The sequence below is a fragment of the Luteibacter sp. P1_D3 genome (assembly GCF_056406135.1).
Window position 1 is genome coordinate 11,591 of sequence record NZ_JBFUAT010000007.1, and the last position, 15,934, is coordinate 27,524.

Below are 15,934 nucleotides of genomic sequence, written 5' to 3' on the forward strand. Positions count from 1 at the left end.
TTCACGAGGCGAGGGCGACCTCTTCGTCGAGGCGGACACGGCCGCGCAGGGAGTTCGACATCGCCTCGGTGATCACCACGTCGACGAACTGGCCGATCATCCGTGCATGGCCTGGGAAGTTCACGTAGCGCATGTTCTCGGTGCGTCCCGACATCTCGCTGGCGTTCCGGCGGCTGGGCTTTTCGACCAGTACGCGCTGCACGCTGCCGACCATGGCTTCGTTGATCTTACGGGCATTCTCGTTGATCGCGGCCTGCAAACGCGCGAGGCGCGCCTGCTTGACCTCGGCCGGCGTGTCGTCGGCGAGGTTGGCGGCCGGTGTACCGGGGCGCGAGGAGAAGATGAAGGAGAAGCTCTGGTCGAAACCGATATCGTCGATCAGCTTCATGGTCTTTTCGAAGTCGTCGTCCGACTCGCCGGGGAAACCGACGATGAAGTCCGACGAGACACAGATATCCGGACGCACGGCGCGCAGCTTGCGGATCTTCTGCTTGAACTCGATCGCCGTGTAGCCGCGCTTCATGGCCGAGAGGATCCGGTCCGAGCCGGCCTGCACGGGCAGGTGCAGGTAGTTGGCCAGCTGCGGCACGTTGGCGTAGGCCTCGATCAGCGAGTCGGAGAACTCCAGCGGATGCGAGGTGGTGAAGCGGATCCGGCCGATGCCTTCGATCTGCGCGATGGCGTGGATCAGTACCGAGAGATCGGCCATGTCGCCGTCGTGCATGGGGCCGCGATAGGCGTTGACGTTCTGGCCAAGCAGGTTGACCTCACGCACGCCTTGCTCGGCGAGCTGGGCCACTTCGACGATGACGTCGTCGAACGGACGGCTGATTTCTTCGCCGCGCGTATAGGGCACGACGCAGTAGGAGCAGTACTTCGAGCAGCCCTCCATGATCGAGACGAAGGCGGTCGGGCCCTCGGCGCGCGGCTCGGGCAGGCTGTCGAACTTCTCGATCTCCGGGAAGCTGATGTCCACCTGCGACTTGCCGCTGGCCCGCTGGGCTTCGATCATTTCCGGCAAACGGTGCAGGGTCTGCGGGCCGAACACGAGGTCCACATAGGGCGCGCGCTTGAGGATGGCATCGCCTTCCTGCGAGGCGACGCAGCCACCCACACCGATCAGCACCGGCTTGCCGCCGGCCTTGTGGGCCTTCCAGCGGCCGAGCTGGCTGAAGACTTTTTCCTGGGCCTTTTCGCGGATCGAACAGGTGTTGACCAGGATGACGTCAGCTTCCGCTTCGTCCTGGGTCAGCTCGAGACCGTGCGATGCGAGCAGGACGTCAGCCATCTTGGCCGAGTCGTACTCGTTCATCTGGCAGCCGTGGGTCTTGATGAAAAGCTTGCCGCTCATGGGCCGGGGTACCGTGATTCGTGGGGAGTTACCGAACCGCGCAGTTTACGCCGCCACCACCCACCTTGCCACAGGGTTCGGCGGATCAATGACTTGCGTGAGGAAGATCACGTTATTGGCCCTTGGCAGGGCAGGGGTGCTGGGGCACACTCGCGCCCATGGCTCACGACGCGATGCCAGGGGAAAGCGCCGGCCATCGCGCCTGCCGTTTTCTGCTCTCCCGGACGGCCCTGCGAAGGGTCGCGGGCGTTGTCGTGCTGCTTTCGGGTCTGCTCGCCGGACCGGCTTCTGCGGGCGCCCTATATAGATGTGTCGGCAGCACCGGTGAAACGGTGTTCGCCGGAACGACGACCGGCTACAAGGACTGCAAGCGGCTGGCCAACATGGCGCCGGCGCGACCGGCCCGGCCGATCGCGCTTCCTGTGGCGGCGGCTCCCGCTTTCCAGGCGGTCGAGGCAGCGCCTTCGCTGAAGGGCGTGATCGGCAGTGTGGTCCTGGCGCCCGGGCGAAACGATGACCCGGTAACGTCCGGCCTGACCGTGGAGAGTTCCGTCACCACGACGGCGAAAGCTCTCGGTCCCGCCCGCGTGACCGCCGCCAATCCGGTCACAGTGGCCGATGCCGTCGCGACACCGGGTCTTCCCGTGGGCGCCACAGCCGCTGCGGCCAACGCAGCGCCTGCCATCAAGGCCCCTAGGGGCACGTGGGACTACCGCGAGTCCGCCTCCACGGACCTCGCTTCGATGCCTGCGCCCGAGCAACCCAAGGGCTCGCGCGTGCTCCGCGGTGCCGTCTACCGCATCACCCGTGCGGATGGCGGTGTCGAGTACACCAACATTCCCCAGGCGGCCAGCGGCCAGAAAGGGCAGAGCATCAAGATGCTCTTCACCTACATCGCCACCTGCGCCGCCTGCGACGTGCATTCGAAGATCGACTGGAACAGCGTCGCGCTCAACATCAGCGCGTACGGCGATGCCATCAGCTCGGCCAGCAACGAGTTCGGCGTGGACGAGGCGCTGCTACGCGCGATCATCCACGCGGAAAGTGCGTTCAATCCGCGGGCGCTTTCGGTTGCCGGCGCGCAGGGCCTGATGCAGCTGATCCCCGGCACCGCGCGGGACATGGGTGTGCTGGACGCCTTCGATGCGAACCAGAACATTCGAGGCGGCGCGCGGTATCTCGCGTTGTTGCTGAAGAACTTCAACGGTAACGAACGCCTCGCTGCGGCCGCGTATAACGCGGGCCCGGGTGCGGTGCAGAAGTACAACGGCGTGCCGCCGTATGACGAAACCCAGGTGTACGTCGAACGCGTCGGCCAGCTACGCAAGCGCTATGGCGAGACGTTGAAGAGCCGGCCGGGTACGAACGTGCCCCTGGCGTCGCGCGGCAGCTAGCCGCTAGCGCAGCCTTGGTAGGAGCCGATTTATCGGCGATGCGGTGCTCGCGACACAGTTAGGGTTCGCCGATAAATCGGCTCCTACCTGGGCGCGCCTTGCAATGCCTGCATGGGTGCCGTGGGTGGGCGCTGGCTCGGGGTGATCGTGCTGGTGAAAGGCGCGCCACTGCGCAAGCCTGAGACTTCGATCGCCGTGCCCGGTTTGAAGGACGCCTCGCGCCGGCGTAGGTCCGAGGGATCGAGGATGTCTTCACCGCCGATCTTCAGCAGGACGTCGCGCTGCTGGATGCCGGCGATGGCGGCGGGGCCGCCGGGCGAGACGTCGTTGACCACCACGCCACGCGCGGCGGAGGGCAGGCCACTGTCGGCCGAGATGGGAAGCACGCCGTAGTCGGCGCCGATCCACCCACGCACCACGTGGCCGGTCTGGACGATCTGGTCGAGCACGTTACGGGCGCTGGCCACCGGGATGGCGAAGCCGATGCCTTCGGCGCCGACGGCTTGGCCGATCAGCGAGGTATTGATGCCGACCAGGTCGCCATGGGCGTTGACCAGGGCGCCGCCCGAGTTGCCGAAGTTGATCGCGGCGTCCGTCTGGATGAAGTTCTCCAGGCTGGACAGATTGAGCTGGCGGCCGATGGCGCTGACGATACCCATGGTGACGGTCTGGCCGATGCCGAAGGGATTGCCGATAGCGAGCACCACATCGCCCACCCGCGGACGGCGATCGGCCTCGGTCATGTGGATGGCGGGCAGGTTGCCGGCGTCCACCTTGAGCACGGCCAGGTCGGTCTCGTCGTCGGAGCCGACCACGCGTGCCTTGGCCACGCGGCCGTCGTAGAGCAGCAGCTGGATGTCGTCGGCGTTGGCGATCACGTGGTTGTTGGTCAAAACGTAACCATCGTCGCTGACGATCACCCCCGAGCYAAGGTTCTGCTGGCGCCGTGTCCGTGCCGGCCCGGTGGGCACGCTGAAAATGCGCTGCAGCACCGGATCCGAGTACAGCTGGCGCGGCTGCTCGGTGACCATCTTATTGGCGTAGATGTTGACCACCGAGGGCGCAGCCTTGGCCACGGCGTCCGCATACGAGACCGGCCCCGAGGCGGGCGAGTCGCCCGTAGTGGTCGCCGTGATGCCGGCTGGCGCGGTGAAACGCTGGCGAAGAAAGGCGCCGCTACCGGGCCAGAAGAGGCCGATGATGAAGGCCACGGCAAGGCCGAGCACGACGAAGCGGGCAATGAAAGCGAGCGTGCGGGCGGCGTGTTTCATCTAAGAACGAGGGATCCTGTCGTCGTCGCATCGCCGTGCCCATGGCACCCCTTGCCCCTTATGGGATAGGGTGGCGTCCAGTTTATTGTACGTCGCTAGTGCTGACGTTACACTGACGCGATTTGCGGAAGCCGATTTCCGAAAGAACCGGCGATAGGGGTCCGCAACCTCAATGGCAAAGTTCCGGAGAGCCTGATGGCGAACGAAGTCGTCGATCACGGGCGCCGTCGCTTCCTTACCGTTACGACAGCAGTCGTAGGTGGTGTGGGAGTGGTCGCGGCGGTCGTGCCCTTCATTAAGTCGTGGGAACCAAGTGCAAGGGCAAAGGCGGCAGGAGCGCCCGTCACGGTCGATATCAGTGCCATCGATGCGGGCCAGAAGGTCACGTTCGCATGGCGTAGCCTTCCGGTTTTCGTGGTCAACCGCACCACGGACCAGCTGGCCCAGCTGAAGGGCCTCGAGCCCCGCCTGCTGGATCCGCAGTCTTCCAACGCCGAACAGCAGCCGAAGTACGCGACCAACGAAACGCGTTCCATCAAGCCCGAGTGGCTGGTCGTCATCGGCCTGTGCACTCATCTGGGCTGCGTTCCCGACTTCGTCCCGGACATCAAGCCCGAGCCGTTCGACGCGAACTGGAAGGGTGGTTTCTACTGCCCCTGCCATAAGTCGCGCTACGACCTCTCCGGCCGTGTGTTCAGTGGCGTGCCCGCACCGAAGAACCTCCCCGTGCCGCCGTACCACTTCGTGGACGACACGCACATCCAGATCGGTGTCGATCCGAAGGAGGCCGGCTGATGGCTAACCTATTTGATTGGGTCAACGAACGCGCGCCGAACCTGGCGCCCACGTTCCGCAAACACATGACCGAGTACTACGCGCCGAAGAACTTCAATCTTTGGTACTACTTCGGCTCGCTGGCGATCCTGGTCCTCGTGAACCAGATTGTGACCGGCATCTTCCTGACCATGAACTACAAGACGAGTGCGCTGGAAGCGTTCAACTCGGTCGARTACATCATGCGYGACGTGSMSTGGGGCTGGCTGATCCGCTACATGCACTCCACGGGCGCCTCGCTGTTCTTCGTGGTGGTSTWCCTGCACATGTTCCGCGGGATCATGTACGGCTCGTTCAAGCGTCCGCGCGAGCTGGTGTGGATCCTCGGCATGCTGATCTTCCTGGTCCTCATGGCCGAAGCCTTCATGGGCTACGTGCTGCCGTGGGGCAACATGTCCTTCTGGGGCGCGAAGGTCATCATCTCGCTGTTCGGCACCATTCCCTACATCGGCCCTGGCCTGGTGGAGTGGATCATGGGCGACTTCCTGCCCGCCGACGCCACGCTCAACCGCTTCTTCGCGCTGCACGTGATCGCACTGCCGCTGGTGCTCCTGCTCCTGGTCGTGCTGCACCTGGCCGCACTGCACGAAGTGGGTTCGAACAACCCGGACGGCGTCGACGTGAAGCACGGTCCGAAGGGTAATCGCTGGGATGCCAGCAAGCCCATCGACGCGATTCCGTTCCACCCGTACTACACGGTGAAGGATCTGGTCGGCGTGGGCTTCTTCCTGCTGATCGCGGCGTTCATCATCTTCTTCGCGCCGACCTTCGGTGGCTGGTTCCTCGAGCACGACAACTTCACGCCGGCTAACAATCTCGTGACGCCGACCCACATCAAGCCGTCGTGGTACTTCACGCCGTTCTACGCGATCCTGCGCATGATCCCGTCGTTCTTCGGCACGGCCATCTGGGGCGTGATCGGCATGTTCGGCTCGATCCTCATGCTGGCCCTGTTGCCATGGTTGGATCGCGGCGAAGTCCGCTCGGTGCGCTTCCGCGGCATGGGCTATCGCATCGCCCTCGCCGTGCTGGTGATTTCCTTCCTGTCCCTGGGTGCGGTCGGCGCCGGCGTCACTGCCGAGCTGATTCCCGAGTGGTTCCCGGGTGCGGACGCGACCACGATCGAGAACGCCTTCGGTCGCGTCATGACGCTGGCCTACTTCGGGTTTTTCGTCTTCATCTGGGTCTACACGCATTTTGGCTTCGAGAAGACCAAGCCGGTTCCGGAACGGGTGACGATGCATGATTAAGCGCTATCTATCCGCCATGGCCCTGGCGCTGGGCCTCGTCGTCGCCACCATCCCCGCCTTCGCAGCCGAAGGCGGTGAGGGGCTGCCCTCCGCTGGCACTAACGTGAATGACCGGGCCTCGCTGCAACGCGGTGCCAAGCTGTTCTTCAACTACTGCGTCGGCTGCCACTCGCTGAAGTACGTGCGCTATTCGCGCCTGGCCAGCGACCTGGGCCTGAGCGAAGAAGAGGTGATGACCAACCTCAACTTCACCGGCGCGAAGTTCGGCGAACCGGTGATCTCGCACATGCCGGCCGACTCGGCGAAGACCTGGTTCGGCAAGGATCCGCCGGATCTCTCGCTCGAAGCGCGCGCCAAGGGCGTGGACTTCATCTTCAATTACCTGAACTCGTTCTACCTCGATCCGAGCCGTCCGGTCGGCTGGAACAACACGGTCTTCCCGAACGCTTCCATGCCGAACCCCTTGTGGGAGCTGCAGGGGCTGCAGGTCGCCGTGCATTCCGAAGCCAAGCCGGGCCAGGAGTCGGTGGTGGAGAAGCTCGAACTCTCCCAGCCGGGTCGCCTGACCCCGGAAGAGTTCAAGGGCGCCACCCGCGATCTGGCCACCTTCCTCGAGTACACGGCCGAGCCGGCCGCGCTCGAACGGCAGTCGGTCGGCGTGTGGGTCGTCCTGTTCCTGGCCTTGCTCACCTTCCTGCTGTACCTGGTGAAGCATGAGTACTGGAAAGACGTTCACGAGAACCACTGAATGATGTCCCTCGGGGCGGCCTGACCGGCCGCCCCGTTTGTTTCATGGCGGCAGGGAGAGGGCTCGCACGCATGGTCCAGAATGCTCGTTCGCGAACGGCTTTGACGCTGTACACCAGCGCCGATGACATCCACTGCCACCGCACGCGGCTGGTGCTGGCGGCCAAGGGCGTGGCGTACGACCGGATCATCCTGAAGTCGGACCAGCCCACCTCTGACCTGCTCGAGTTGAATCCCTATGGCACGCTGCCGACCCTGGTCGATCGCGACCTGACCGTCTACGACCCGATGATCGTCGTCGAGTACCTCGACGAACGCTATCCGCACCCGCCCCTGATGCCGATCGATCCGCTGTCCCGGGCACGCCTGCGCCTGGCCACCTGGCGCATCGAGAACGACTGGCTGCCCGAGATCGAAGCGATCGGGGAGGGCGGCAAGACCGCCGACGGTGCCCGCCGCCGGTTGCGCGAGCACCTGCTGCAAGCGGTGCCGCTGTTCCGCGCGTCGCGGTTCTTCCTGAACCCGGAAATGAGCCTGATCGACTGCCTGGTCGCCCCGGTGGTCTGGCGCCTGCAGCATCTGGGCGTGGATCTGGGCAAGGAGGGCAAGCCGGTCGTCGATTACGGCGAGCGCCTGTTCCACAGCCAGGGCTTCGCCCGCAGTCTCACGCCCGAAGAGCGCAACATGCGCCCGGACTTCAATTTCGCGCCCGGTTAGCCTCGTTACCGCGTATCCCGTAAACTGTGCGCATGGATACGAACGAAAGCTCGGGCATGACCTCCAATCGCCCTTATCTGCTGCGCGCCATCTACGACTGGATCAGCGACAACGGCCTGACCCCGTACGTACTCGTGGACGCGGCGCAGCCTGGCGTGAAGGTCCCGGCCCATGTCGTGAAGAACGGCCAGGTCGTCCTCAACCTCGCCATGCGCGCCGTCGCGCACCTCGACCTCGGTAACGACCGCATTGCCTTCCAGGCGCGCTTCTCCGGCGTGAGCCAGTCCATCGTTATCCCGATGCACGCCGTCCTGGCGCTCTACGCGCAGGAAAACGGCCAGGGCATGATGTTCCCGGCCGACGAAAACGAAACCCTGCCCACCGACGGCGTCGAAGCCGCCGACGAGGCTGAAGCCCCCGCGCCGTCCGCCGGTGGTGACGATGACCGCCCCAAGCGAGGCGCCCCGCACCTCCGCGTCGTCAAATAAAAAAACCGCCGAAAGGCGGTTTGGTTTTTGTAGGAGCCGATTCATCGGCGATCCTTAACCGTGTCGCGAACCCCATCGCCGATAAATCGGCTCCTACCGAGCAAGGGAGCTCAGCGGTCAGTGCAGCCGCCGCCGGTCGGCCAGCGAAATCACGTTCGCCCCGTGCACGATCGAGTCGGTCGCGACGACAGTTTCCAGGGCCGGCGAACCACTCATCGGCAGCGAAAAACTCACTACGTCGTTCCCGGCCATCCACAGCCGTGCCATTTCCCGCGACTGGCCGTCTTCGCTGACCTCAAAGACGTAGCAGCGCTCCAGGCGCCGTACGCCGTCCACGCCCTGGAGGCGGATGGAGCGCAGGCCCACGCTCTGGTCGAGCAACTGGAGACCGTGTCGCTTGGTCAGCGAGGCGGCGGCCCGAACCGCTACCTCGCGGGCACGCGTCAACCGATACCAACTGGCGATACCAGCAGCCAGGGCCATGAGCCAGAACAGATCGGAGAAGGAAGCCATGGGGTCAGTGTGTGGCCGCGTCGGCAGGACCACAAGCCCCCTCGTGCTTCACATCCAACCGCAACGAAAGATCGATCGCGCGCACGTTCTTCGTCAGTGCTCCACTGGAAATGAAATCCACGCCGGTCTCGGCAATTGCCCGGATCGTATCGATCTCGACGTTGCCGGAGACCTCGAGCGGCATCCGACCGGCGGTAAAGGCCACGGCCTCGGAAAGCATCGCCGGTGTGAAGTTGTCCAGCAGTGCCCGGTCGGCGCCGGCGTCGAGGACCTGCGCCAGCTCGTCCAGATTTTCCACCTCGACGATGAGGGGGAGTGTCGGGTGGATCCGCCGCGCCGACGCGACTGCGGCCGGAATACCGCCGGCGGCGATGATGTGGTTTTCCTTCAGCATCATCGCGTCGAACAGGCCGATGCGGTGGTTCGTGCCGCCGCCGCAAAGCACGGCGTATTTTTGTGCACGCCGCAGGCCGGGCAGGGTCTTGCGGGTGTCCAGGACGCGTGTCCGCGTTCCCGCAATGGCATCGGCGTAGCGCGAGGTCACGGTCGCCGTGGCGGAGAGAAGCTGGAGGAAGTTGAGTGCCGTGCGCTCGGCCGTCACCAGCGCGCGCGCGTTGCCGGCGAGACGGCAGACGGTGGCGCCGGCGGGCATGCGGTCGCCATCGTGGACGAGCCATTCGATGCGCACGTCGGGATCGAGCTGGCGGAAGGCGGTTTCAAACCAGGCCGCGCCGCAAAGCACGGCGTCTTCGCGGCAGGTGAGGACCGCGGTGGCGGCGGCGCCGGCGTCGAGCAGGTCGGCCGTCGCGTCGCCGGGGCCGATGTCTTCGGCAAAGGCGCGCTGCACATCGGCAAGGATCTCGCTGGCCGGCGGCAGGGCATCGACGAGGTGGCGCGTATCGGGAGAGCTCATCGTGTCGGGCTGTCCATGAAGGAAGGCCGCTACCTTAGCGCGGCCTTCCGTTCCTGGGGAGTCACGCCGGGGGCGTGGCTTCCGGCTGGCGCAGGCGCTCGACGATCGCATCCATGGCGCGGTCGAACAGCAGCGAGGAATCGAGCAGGCGCGCCGTGCCGTTGGCAAAGGCCTGGGCGAGGCCGGCAAGGCTGTGATCGGCGACCTTGAGGCCGCGGCGATTGACGAACAGGAAGCGGCCGCTGATCGGGCTGACCCACGACAGCTTGGCGCGATCCGTCGTGCCGTCCTCGGACGTGAACTCGAGCCACTGGCCGACCTTGAGGTCGCGTGCCTGGGCGAGATTACGCTCGTCGAAGGCTTCGTCCATCAGGGCTTCGGTCTCGTCATCCGGCTCCGGTTCGAGCGTGGGCTCTTCGATCGCCTGGATGGATTCCGGCAGCGGCATGACGCTGGAGACGAGCGTGCCCGACTCCGTCTCAGGCGTGGACTCGCCAAGTTGCTGACGATAGAAAGCATGCAGCTGGCCGAGCAACTGTTCGGTGTCGCCTTCCTGGAAGGCCACTGAGGCGAGGCCTCGACGCAGCGATCGTTCGATCCCGGGCAGCAGCGAGCGCAGGTCGCGACGACCGTTGAGGTCGTATACCGGGCGGGCGCTGGCGATGAAGTCATCGATGAAGCGCAGCGACTCGCGGAACTCGGGGGATTCGTCGCCCTGGCGGAGCAGGGTGAGCACGATATAGTTCGCCCAGGCACGGGTCAGCACGCCATAGATCAGCGGCGGCAGTGCGGCACCGCCGATGCGGGTGACGATTTCCGAGGCCGCGCGGCGACGCGCCTGCTCCAGCTTTTCGCGGCCGCGGGTGGATTCGGCGACGCGCTGTTCGGCCAGTTCGGCACGCTTGCGGCTGACGTCGAGGAACTCCTGCAGTTCGCTGGCCAGACGCGTGAAGATGACCACGTCGTCGTCGAAGTCGTGCAGCAGTCGCTCGACGATCGACTTGACCTTGTCGAACAGGCGGCCATCGCGGTCGGCTTCCGCCGACCAGCCCTTGGCGGCATCCGCGAGGGCATCGAGCAACTGCCGCGCAGGATGCGACTTATGCGCAAACATGCGGCGATCGAGCAGGGCGACCTTGAGATAGGGAATCTGCAGGCGTGCGAGCAGCACCTGCATCTCGGCCGGCAGGTTGTGGTCTTCGAGGATGAACTCGAAGAGCATGCCGACCAGGTCGATCGTGTCTTCGTCGACGCCGGACACGTGCGAGGTGTGCTGGCCGCGGAGCTGGCCGATCTGCGCGAGCAGCTGCTCCTTCAGGTGAGCGACGTCACGGGTGACATCGGCCTGGGTGACCAGTGGTGTCGCATGCGACGGCAGGCTGGCGATCTGGCTCTGCAGCAGGGTCAGGGCGCCTAGCAACTCGGCTGCGCTGGGCAACGGGCCCGTCTGGACCGGTGCCGAGGTCGTTGCGCCCATGACCATCGAGGCGCTGTCGCGCCGTGCCGAAAACAAGGCGTGCAGGGACTGCATGAACTCGGCCGCGGCGACATCGGTCACCGGTGCGCTGGCAGCGACCTGCGGCGGCGCGACCGCCGTGGTGCCCGGGCCGATGGGCGCCGGCGCATCGCTGCGACGGGTGGAAATCTCGTGGCGCAGCTGCGGGAGTACGCCCGCAGCTGCCAGTTCGTTGTTGATGTCGTCGTAGAGTTCGTCGATGCCGGCGAGCACGTAGCGATCGAACAGCTTATAGATGATCAGCTTGACGCGGACTTCGACCATCAGCTCGCGCATGGCCTGACGGAACGCCGAGGCCAGGGCGGCAGGGCCGACCGGGTTGGAGGCGTCGTCCATCTTGGTGCCGCCGCAGATCACGGACAGGCGCTGGTTGACGGCGAAGAGAGCGCGCGCGAGGCGCTGCTCGTTCTTGCCGATCATGCTGGTGATGGCGAGCGACTCTTCCAGCTCGTTCTCGCCGACCAGGCTCAGCTCGATGTTGGCGAGCGGGCGCGCGGCGCCGTCGGCGTTCGGAGCACGGGTACGGCCGGCTGAAAAATCGGCCAGATCGCGGGCGACCTGGCCGAGGAAGGTTCGCTCGACGATCGCGCGTTTCTTGCGGACCTCGCGCATGCCATCGAAGAACTGGGTCTGCGCGGCGTTGTTCTCCGCCTTCTCGGCGAGGTCGAACAGGGCGTCGTCGATGTTCTCGAACATGTTCGTCGCCAGCGCGTGCAGGCGCTTGGTGGCCAGGCCACGAACCGTGACCAGGAGCGCGCCCACGCGCTCACTGCGCGGGTCGAGGCGCTGACTCAGGTCGACAACGTTGGACGGCTCGCTCGCGTTGGTCATCACGCTTCTCTGGATTCTTACTGGCCCCCGCCCGAGGGGCCATTGTGCGGGAACGGATGCTTTAAAGTGTGACTCGCGTCACGGATTTTGCGCGAGGCCGGATTCTGCCGTAAGGCCCTGCAGTTGGGTCGTGCCGATGCCGGCTTCCGGCAGCATGACGGGGATCCCGTCTTCCACCCGATAGACCAGCTTGCCGTCGGTGGTGATCAGACCTTCGGTGATCGGCTCGGCGATTTTCTCGCCTGCGACGGTCTCGAGGTTGCCGGCACGGATGGCGCCATTGAGGTTGTCGCGCTCGGTCGCCGTGAGCGGGCGCAGCGGTCGCTTGCTGACGGGGCAGCAGAGGATGTCGATAAGACGCTTGTCCATGGGAGCGGCCGCGAAGGGCCAACCTGTATGTAGATCGGGAATGCACTTACAATAGCGACTTTTGGGTGCTCCGGCCATGACTTCCAACGAGGTGAACGAGGCGAACGCACCGCGCGTTGGCGTGGTGATGGGCTCGCGTTCGGACTGGGAAACGATGGAGCACGCCTCGACCACGCTGACCCGCATGGGCATCGTGCACGAGGTTCGCGTGGTCTCGGCCCACCGTACGCCGGACCTCCTGTTCGACTACGCCGATGGCGCCCGTGGCCGCGGTATCCAGGTAATCATCGCGGGCGCCGGTGGCGCCGCCCATCTTCCCGGCATGATCGCCGCCAAGACGGCGCTGCCCGTGTTCGGCGTGCCGGTGCAGTCCAAGGCCCTCAACGGCATGGACTCCCTGCTGTCGATCGCCCAGATGCCGGCCGGCATCCCGGTCGGCACCCTGGCCATCGGCCGTGCCGGTGCGACCAACGCGGCCCTGCTCGCCGCCTCGGTGCTGGCCCTGCACGACGCCGCGGTCGCCGCGGCGCTGGACGCGTTCCGCGCCGAGCAGACCCAGACCGTCCTCGCCAATCCCGATCCCCGCACGCCGGATCCGCGCACGTGAGCCGTAAGCTGCCCACGGTCGGCATCCTCGGTGGCGGCCAGCTCGCCCGCATGCTGTCGCTCGCCGCCGCTCCCCTGGGTGTGCGCACCCTGGTGGTCGATGGCTCGGCCGACGCCTGCGCCGGGCAGGTCAGCGAGCTGGTCATCGCCGACTGGAACGACGACGACGCGCTCGAGGCCTTCGCCGCCCGCGTGGACGTGGTCACCTTCGATTTCGAGAACGTGCCGGCCGCGACCGCCGAGCGCCTGGCCGGCCTCACGAACGTGTTCCCGAACCCGGGCGCGCTGTCGGTCGCCCAGGATCGCCTCGCTGAAAAGACCCTGTTCCGGGCTTCCGGCCTGAATACCCCGGATTTCGAGCCAGTCGACAACCGCGACGACCTGGTTCGCGCCGTGGCGCGTATCGGCGCCCCGGCCATCCTCAAGACCCGCCGCCTTGGTTACGACGGCAAGGGGCAGTTCCGCCTGAAGACGGCGGACGACATCGACGCCGCCTGGGCCGCGCTGGGCGAGGCCGCCGCGTCGGTGGGCCTGATCCTGGAAGCCTTCGTGCCGTTCGATCGTGAGCTGTCGGTCGTAGCCGTGCGTGGTCGCGACGGTGCGTTCCGCACCTGGCCGCTGACCCGTAACTGGCACGTCGATGGCGTGCTGTCGCTCAGCCTGGCGCCGGCTCCCGGCACCTCCGATGCGCTGGAGCAGGCCGCCATCGGCCACGCCCGTACGATCGGCGAAACGCTCGACTATGTCGGTGTCTTCGCCCTGGAGCTGTTTGTCTGTGGTGGTGAGCTGCTGGGCAACGAGATGGCGCCTCGCGTCCACAACTCGGGGCACTGGACCATCGAAGGGGCCCACACCAGCCAGTTCGAAAATCACGTGCGGGCGGTTCTCGGCCTGCCGCTGGGCGATACCGGCGTGCGCGGTGCCAGCGCCATGCTCAACTGGATCGGCAACATGCCCGATCCGAGCCCGGTCCTGTCGATTGCCGACGGCCATTGGCACGACTACGGCAAGGAGGCGCGTCCCGGCCGCAAGGTCGGCCACGCCACCCTCTGTGCGCCCGATGCCGGCAGTCTGCGATCGAAGCTCGCCGCCGCCGGCGCCGCCCTGGGTCGCGACGAGCAGGTAGCTCCGGCCGTCGACCTCCTCGGATAGAGACGCGCTCTGGTAGGAGCCGATTCATCGGCGATCCCGCGGCAGCGGGCCAAGCCCTCGGCAGCGGGCCAGGGTGCCGCAAGCACCCGATCGCCGATGAGTCGGCTCCCACAGAAAGCAAAAAAGGCCGGGTCATGAGACCCGGCCTTTTTTTACTCTCTACATCCAGGAAATCAGGCGAGGTTCTTCGCCGCAAAGTCCCAGTTGACGAGGTTCCAGAACGCTTCGAGGTACTTCGGGCGCGCGTTGCGGTAGTCGATGTAGTAGGCGTGTTCCCATACGTCCGCGGTGAACAGCGGCTTGTCGCTGCCGGTGATCGGGGTGGCGGCGTTGGAGGTGTTGACGATGGCCAGGGAGCCGTCCGGACGCTGCACCAGCCAGGTCCAGCCCGAGCCGAAGTTGCCGGCTGCGCTCTTGGCGAACTCTTCCTTGAACTTGTCCACGCCGCCGAAGGCCTTGGTCAGGGCATCGGCAAGCTTGGCCGGCGGCTCGGCACCGCCGGGGGCGCGCATCGAGTTCCAGTAGAAGGTGTGGTTCCAGACCTGGGCGGCGTTGTTGAAGATGCCGCCGGACGAGGACTTCACGATGTCGACCAGATCCTTGCCCTCGAACTCCGTTCCCTTGATCAGGTTATTGAGGTTCGTGACGTAGGTCTGGTGGTGCTTACCGTAATGAAACTCGAGGGTTTCAGCGGAGATGTGCGGCTCCAGGGCGTTCTTCTCGTAGGGAAGCGGGGGAAGTTCGATCGCCATGTGCGGGACTCCTTAGCGTTGGCTGGGGGAAAAGGGACAGGGCAGGGCGCGGGGCGCGGCACTGCTACACTACGCAACTATCAGCATTCTAATGATGAAACCCGACCTATGGACGTCGTAGACGAGATCAAGGCCATCGTGGCGGCGCACCCCATCGTGCTTTTCATGAAAGGCACGCCGGAATTTCCTACCTGCGGCTTCTCCGATCGCGCCGTGAAAGCGCTCGAAGAGGCAGGCGCGAACTTCTTCTCGGTCAACGTCCTGGCGGATCCGCGCGTACGGGCGGGCCTGCCGCATTACTCCAACTGGCCGACCTTCCCGCAGCTGTTCCTGTTGGGCGAATTCATCGGCGGCTGCGACATCGTCAAGGACCTCCACGCCTCGGGCGAGCTCAAGCGCATGGCGGTGGAAGTCGCCGGAGCCGAATCGTGAGTGCCTGGGCATCGGTGGGTCTGCCTGAAGGTTGGGCGCCGGCGCCGGCCTTGCTGGCCGGTCGCGTGATCGTCGTCACCGGTGCCACGGGAGGCCTGGGCGGCGAGACGGCGAAGGCCGTGGTGCGCGCGGGTGCGACCGTGGTCATCACCGGCCGCAAGGTCCGCGCGCTGGAAAAGCTCTATGACGAACTGGTCGCGCTCGGCGGTGCCGAGCCGGTCATCCATCCGCTGGACCTGGAAAGCGCCACGCCCAACGATTACGCCGCGCTCGCCGACGGTCTCGAGAAGGAATTCGGCCGGCTCGATGGCGTGGTCCATGCAGCCGCGCACTTCAACGAACTGACGCCCATCGCCATGCACAAGCCGGACGACTGGCTGCGCGCGATGCAGGTGAACGTCTCCGCGCCCTTCGCCCTCACGCAGGCGTGCATGCCCTTGCTGACGAAGGCCGAGGACAGTGCCGTCGTCTTCGTATTCGACGATGCCGACCTCGTCTCGCGTGCACACTGGGGCGGTTACGGCGTGTCCAAGGCGGCCGTCGAGCGCATGGCTGCCGTACTGCACGCCGAAAACGGCAAGGGCAGCATGCGCGTGCATGCCTTGCTTCCCGCGCCCATGCGGACGGCGCTGCGTCGTGCCGCCTATTACGGCGAGAACACGCTGGAGCGGCCACTGCCGACAGCCTCGGCCGACGCCATCGTTTACCTGCTCTCCGGTGCCGGCGCGAAGGCGCGCGGTGCCGTACTCGATATTCGCAATACCCACTGACGTACCGCGCCGCTCTGGCCATAAGGGC

The 15,934-nt window shown here is 65.7% G+C and carries 17 protein-coding genes; 10 read left to right on the forward strand and 7 right to left on the reverse strand.

Annotation, left to right across the window (positions count from 1 at the left end; translation table 11 throughout):
- Position 1: 1 nt before the first annotated feature.
- Complete coding sequence (miaB, locus tag AC1DYM_RS06545; protein ID WP_046966414.1) at positions 2–1,351, reverse strand: tRNA (N6-isopentenyl adenosine(37)-C2)-methylthiotransferase MiaB; 1,350 nt, start codon at positions 1,349–1,351, stop codon at positions 2–4.
- Positions 1,352–1,509: 158 nt separating this feature from the next.
- Between miaB and AC1DYM_RS06550 the strand changes: the two genes are divergently transcribed.
- Positions 1,510–2,745, forward strand: coding sequence for a lytic transglycosylase domain-containing protein (locus AC1DYM_RS06550; protein ID WP_477337131.1), 1,236 nt, complete (start codon positions 1,510–1,512; stop codon positions 2,743–2,745).
- Positions 2,746–2,828: 83 nt separating this feature from the next.
- Here AC1DYM_RS06550 and AC1DYM_RS06555 read toward each other — a convergent pair whose 3' ends face one another.
- Complete coding sequence (locus AC1DYM_RS06555) at positions 2,829–4,016, reverse strand: S1C family serine protease (protein ID WP_477337133.1); 1,188 nt, start codon at positions 4,014–4,016, stop codon at positions 2,829–2,831.
- Between the two features lie 195 nt (positions 4,017–4,211).
- On the opposite strand from AC1DYM_RS06555, the gene petA reads away from it, so the two are divergent.
- From petA to AC1DYM_RS06580, 5 genes are all read left to right on the forward strand, one after another.
- Positions 4,212–4,811, forward strand: coding sequence for a ubiquinol-cytochrome c reductase iron-sulfur subunit (petA, locus tag AC1DYM_RS06560; RefSeq protein ID WP_046966416.1), 600 nt, complete (start codon positions 4,212–4,214; stop codon positions 4,809–4,811).
- Positions 4,811–6,100, forward strand: coding sequence for a cytochrome b (locus AC1DYM_RS06565; protein ID WP_477337135.1), 1,290 nt, complete (start codon positions 4,811–4,813; stop codon positions 6,098–6,100). The genes petA and AC1DYM_RS06565 overlap by 1 nt, the downstream gene beginning before the upstream one ends.
- Positions 6,093–6,848 (forward strand): cytochrome c1, encoded by a 756-nt coding sequence (locus tag AC1DYM_RS06570; RefSeq protein WP_477337138.1) that lies wholly within the window; start codon positions 6,093–6,095, stop codon positions 6,846–6,848. The genes AC1DYM_RS06565 and AC1DYM_RS06570 overlap by 8 nt, the downstream gene beginning before the upstream one ends.
- A 71-nt stretch (positions 6,849–6,919) precedes the next feature.
- Entirely contained in the window at positions 6,920–7,564 is a 645-nt protein-coding gene (locus AC1DYM_RS06575; protein ID WP_477337140.1) for a glutathione S-transferase N-terminal domain-containing protein, read from the forward strand.
- A gap of 56 nt (positions 7,565–7,620) precedes the next feature.
- Positions 7,621–8,052: a ClpXP protease specificity-enhancing factor gene (locus tag AC1DYM_RS06580; protein WP_078023178.1), complete on the forward strand. Its 432-nt coding sequence runs from the start codon at positions 7,621–7,623 to the stop codon at positions 8,050–8,052.
- 117 nt (positions 8,053–8,169) lie between these two features.
- Here the strand turns inward: AC1DYM_RS06580 and AC1DYM_RS06585 are convergent, their stop codons facing one another.
- The 4 genes from AC1DYM_RS06585 to AC1DYM_RS06600 all read right to left on the reverse strand — a co-directional run bounded on the left by AC1DYM_RS06585 (position 8,170) and on the right by AC1DYM_RS06600 (position 12,194).
- Positions 8,170–8,565, reverse strand: coding sequence for a DUF3301 domain-containing protein (locus AC1DYM_RS06585; protein ID WP_477337142.1), 396 nt, complete (start codon positions 8,563–8,565; stop codon positions 8,170–8,172).
- A gap of 4 nt (positions 8,566–8,569) precedes the next feature.
- Positions 8,570–9,478: a carboxylating nicotinate-nucleotide diphosphorylase gene (nadC, locus tag AC1DYM_RS06590; protein ID WP_477337144.1), complete on the reverse strand. Its 909-nt coding sequence runs from the start codon at positions 9,476–9,478 to the stop codon at positions 8,570–8,572.
- Between the two features lie 61 nt (positions 9,479–9,539).
- Complete coding sequence (locus AC1DYM_RS06595; RefSeq protein WP_477337146.1) at positions 9,540–11,825, reverse strand: DUF1631 domain-containing protein; 2,286 nt, start codon at positions 11,823–11,825, stop codon at positions 9,540–9,542.
- Positions 11,826–11,903: 78 nt separating this feature from the next.
- Positions 11,904–12,194, reverse strand: a complete 291-nt coding sequence (locus tag AC1DYM_RS06600; RefSeq protein WP_477337148.1) for a Trm112 family protein — start codon at positions 12,192–12,194, stop codon at positions 11,904–11,906.
- 76 nt (positions 12,195–12,270) lie between these two features.
- Between AC1DYM_RS06600 and purE the strand changes: the two genes are divergently transcribed.
- The gene (purE, locus tag AC1DYM_RS06605; RefSeq protein WP_477337150.1) at positions 12,271–12,801 is read left to right on the forward strand and encodes a 5-(carboxyamino)imidazole ribonucleotide mutase; all 531 of its coding nucleotides are present in this window, start codon (positions 12,271–12,273) and stop codon (positions 12,799–12,801) included.
- Positions 12,798–13,952: a 5-(carboxyamino)imidazole ribonucleotide synthase gene (locus AC1DYM_RS06610; protein WP_477337152.1), complete on the forward strand. Its 1,155-nt coding sequence runs from the start codon at positions 12,798–12,800 to the stop codon at positions 13,950–13,952. Before purE ends, AC1DYM_RS06610 begins: the two co-directional genes overlap by 4 nt.
- A 173-nt stretch (positions 13,953–14,125) precedes the next feature.
- Here AC1DYM_RS06610 and AC1DYM_RS06615 read toward each other — a convergent pair whose 3' ends face one another.
- Entirely contained in the window at positions 14,126–14,704 is a 579-nt protein-coding gene (locus AC1DYM_RS06615) for a superoxide dismutase (RefSeq protein ID WP_477337154.1), read from the reverse strand.
- A gap of 108 nt (positions 14,705–14,812) precedes the next feature.
- Between AC1DYM_RS06615 and grxD the strand changes: the two genes are divergently transcribed.
- A complete protein-coding gene (grxD, locus tag AC1DYM_RS06620) occupies positions 14,813–15,136 on the forward strand; it encodes a Grx4 family monothiol glutaredoxin (protein WP_477337156.1) in 324 nt (107 codons plus the stop codon).
- Positions 15,133–15,906 (forward strand): SDR family NAD(P)-dependent oxidoreductase, encoded by a 774-nt coding sequence (locus tag AC1DYM_RS06625; RefSeq protein WP_477337158.1) that lies wholly within the window; start codon positions 15,133–15,135, stop codon positions 15,904–15,906. Before grxD ends, AC1DYM_RS06625 begins: the two co-directional genes overlap by 4 nt.
- The last annotated feature ends 28 nt before the right edge of the window (positions 15,907–15,934 follow it).

Coding starts and splice junctions, on each gene's coding strand:
- miaB (WP_046966414.1), bottom strand. CDS start 1,351: ATGAGCGGCAAGCTTTTCATCAAGACCCACGGCTGCCAGATGAACGAG.
- AC1DYM_RS06595 (WP_477337146.1), bottom strand. CDS start 11,825: ATGACCAACGCGAGCGAGCCGTCCAACGTTGTCGACCTGAGTCAGCGC.
- AC1DYM_RS06550 (WP_477337131.1), top strand. CDS start 1,510: ATGGCTCACGACGCGATGCCAGGGGAAAGCGCCGGCCATCGCGCCTGC.
- AC1DYM_RS06615 (WP_477337154.1), bottom strand. CDS start 14,704: ATGGCGATCGAACTTCCCCCGCTTCCCTACGAGAAGAACGCCCTGGAG.
- grxD (WP_477337156.1), top strand. CDS start 14,813: ATGGACGTCGTAGACGAGATCAAGGCCATCGTGGCGGCGCACCCCATC.
- AC1DYM_RS06600 (WP_477337148.1), bottom strand. CDS start 12,194: ATGGACAAGCGTCTTATCGACATCCTCTGCTGCCCCGTCAGCAAGCGA.
- AC1DYM_RS06575 (WP_477337140.1), top strand. CDS start 6,920: ATGGTCCAGAATGCTCGTTCGCGAACGGCTTTGACGCTGTACACCAGC.
- AC1DYM_RS06585 (WP_477337142.1), bottom strand. CDS start 8,565: ATGGCTTCCTTCTCCGATCTGTTCTGGCTCATGGCCCTGGCTGCTGGT.
- purE (WP_477337150.1), top strand. CDS start 12,271: ATGACTTCCAACGAGGTGAACGAGGCGAACGCACCGCGCGTTGGCGTG.
- AC1DYM_RS06580 (WP_078023178.1), top strand. CDS start 7,621: ATGACCTCCAATCGCCCTTATCTGCTGCGCGCCATCTACGACTGGATC.
- AC1DYM_RS06570 (WP_477337138.1), top strand. CDS start 6,093: ATGATTAAGCGCTATCTATCCGCCATGGCCCTGGCGCTGGGCCTCGTC.
- nadC (WP_477337144.1), bottom strand. CDS start 9,478: ATGAGCTCTCCCGATACGCGCCACCTCGTCGATGCCCTGCCGCCGGCC.
- petA (WP_046966416.1), top strand. CDS start 4,212: ATGGCGAACGAAGTCGTCGATCACGGGCGCCGTCGCTTCCTTACCGTT.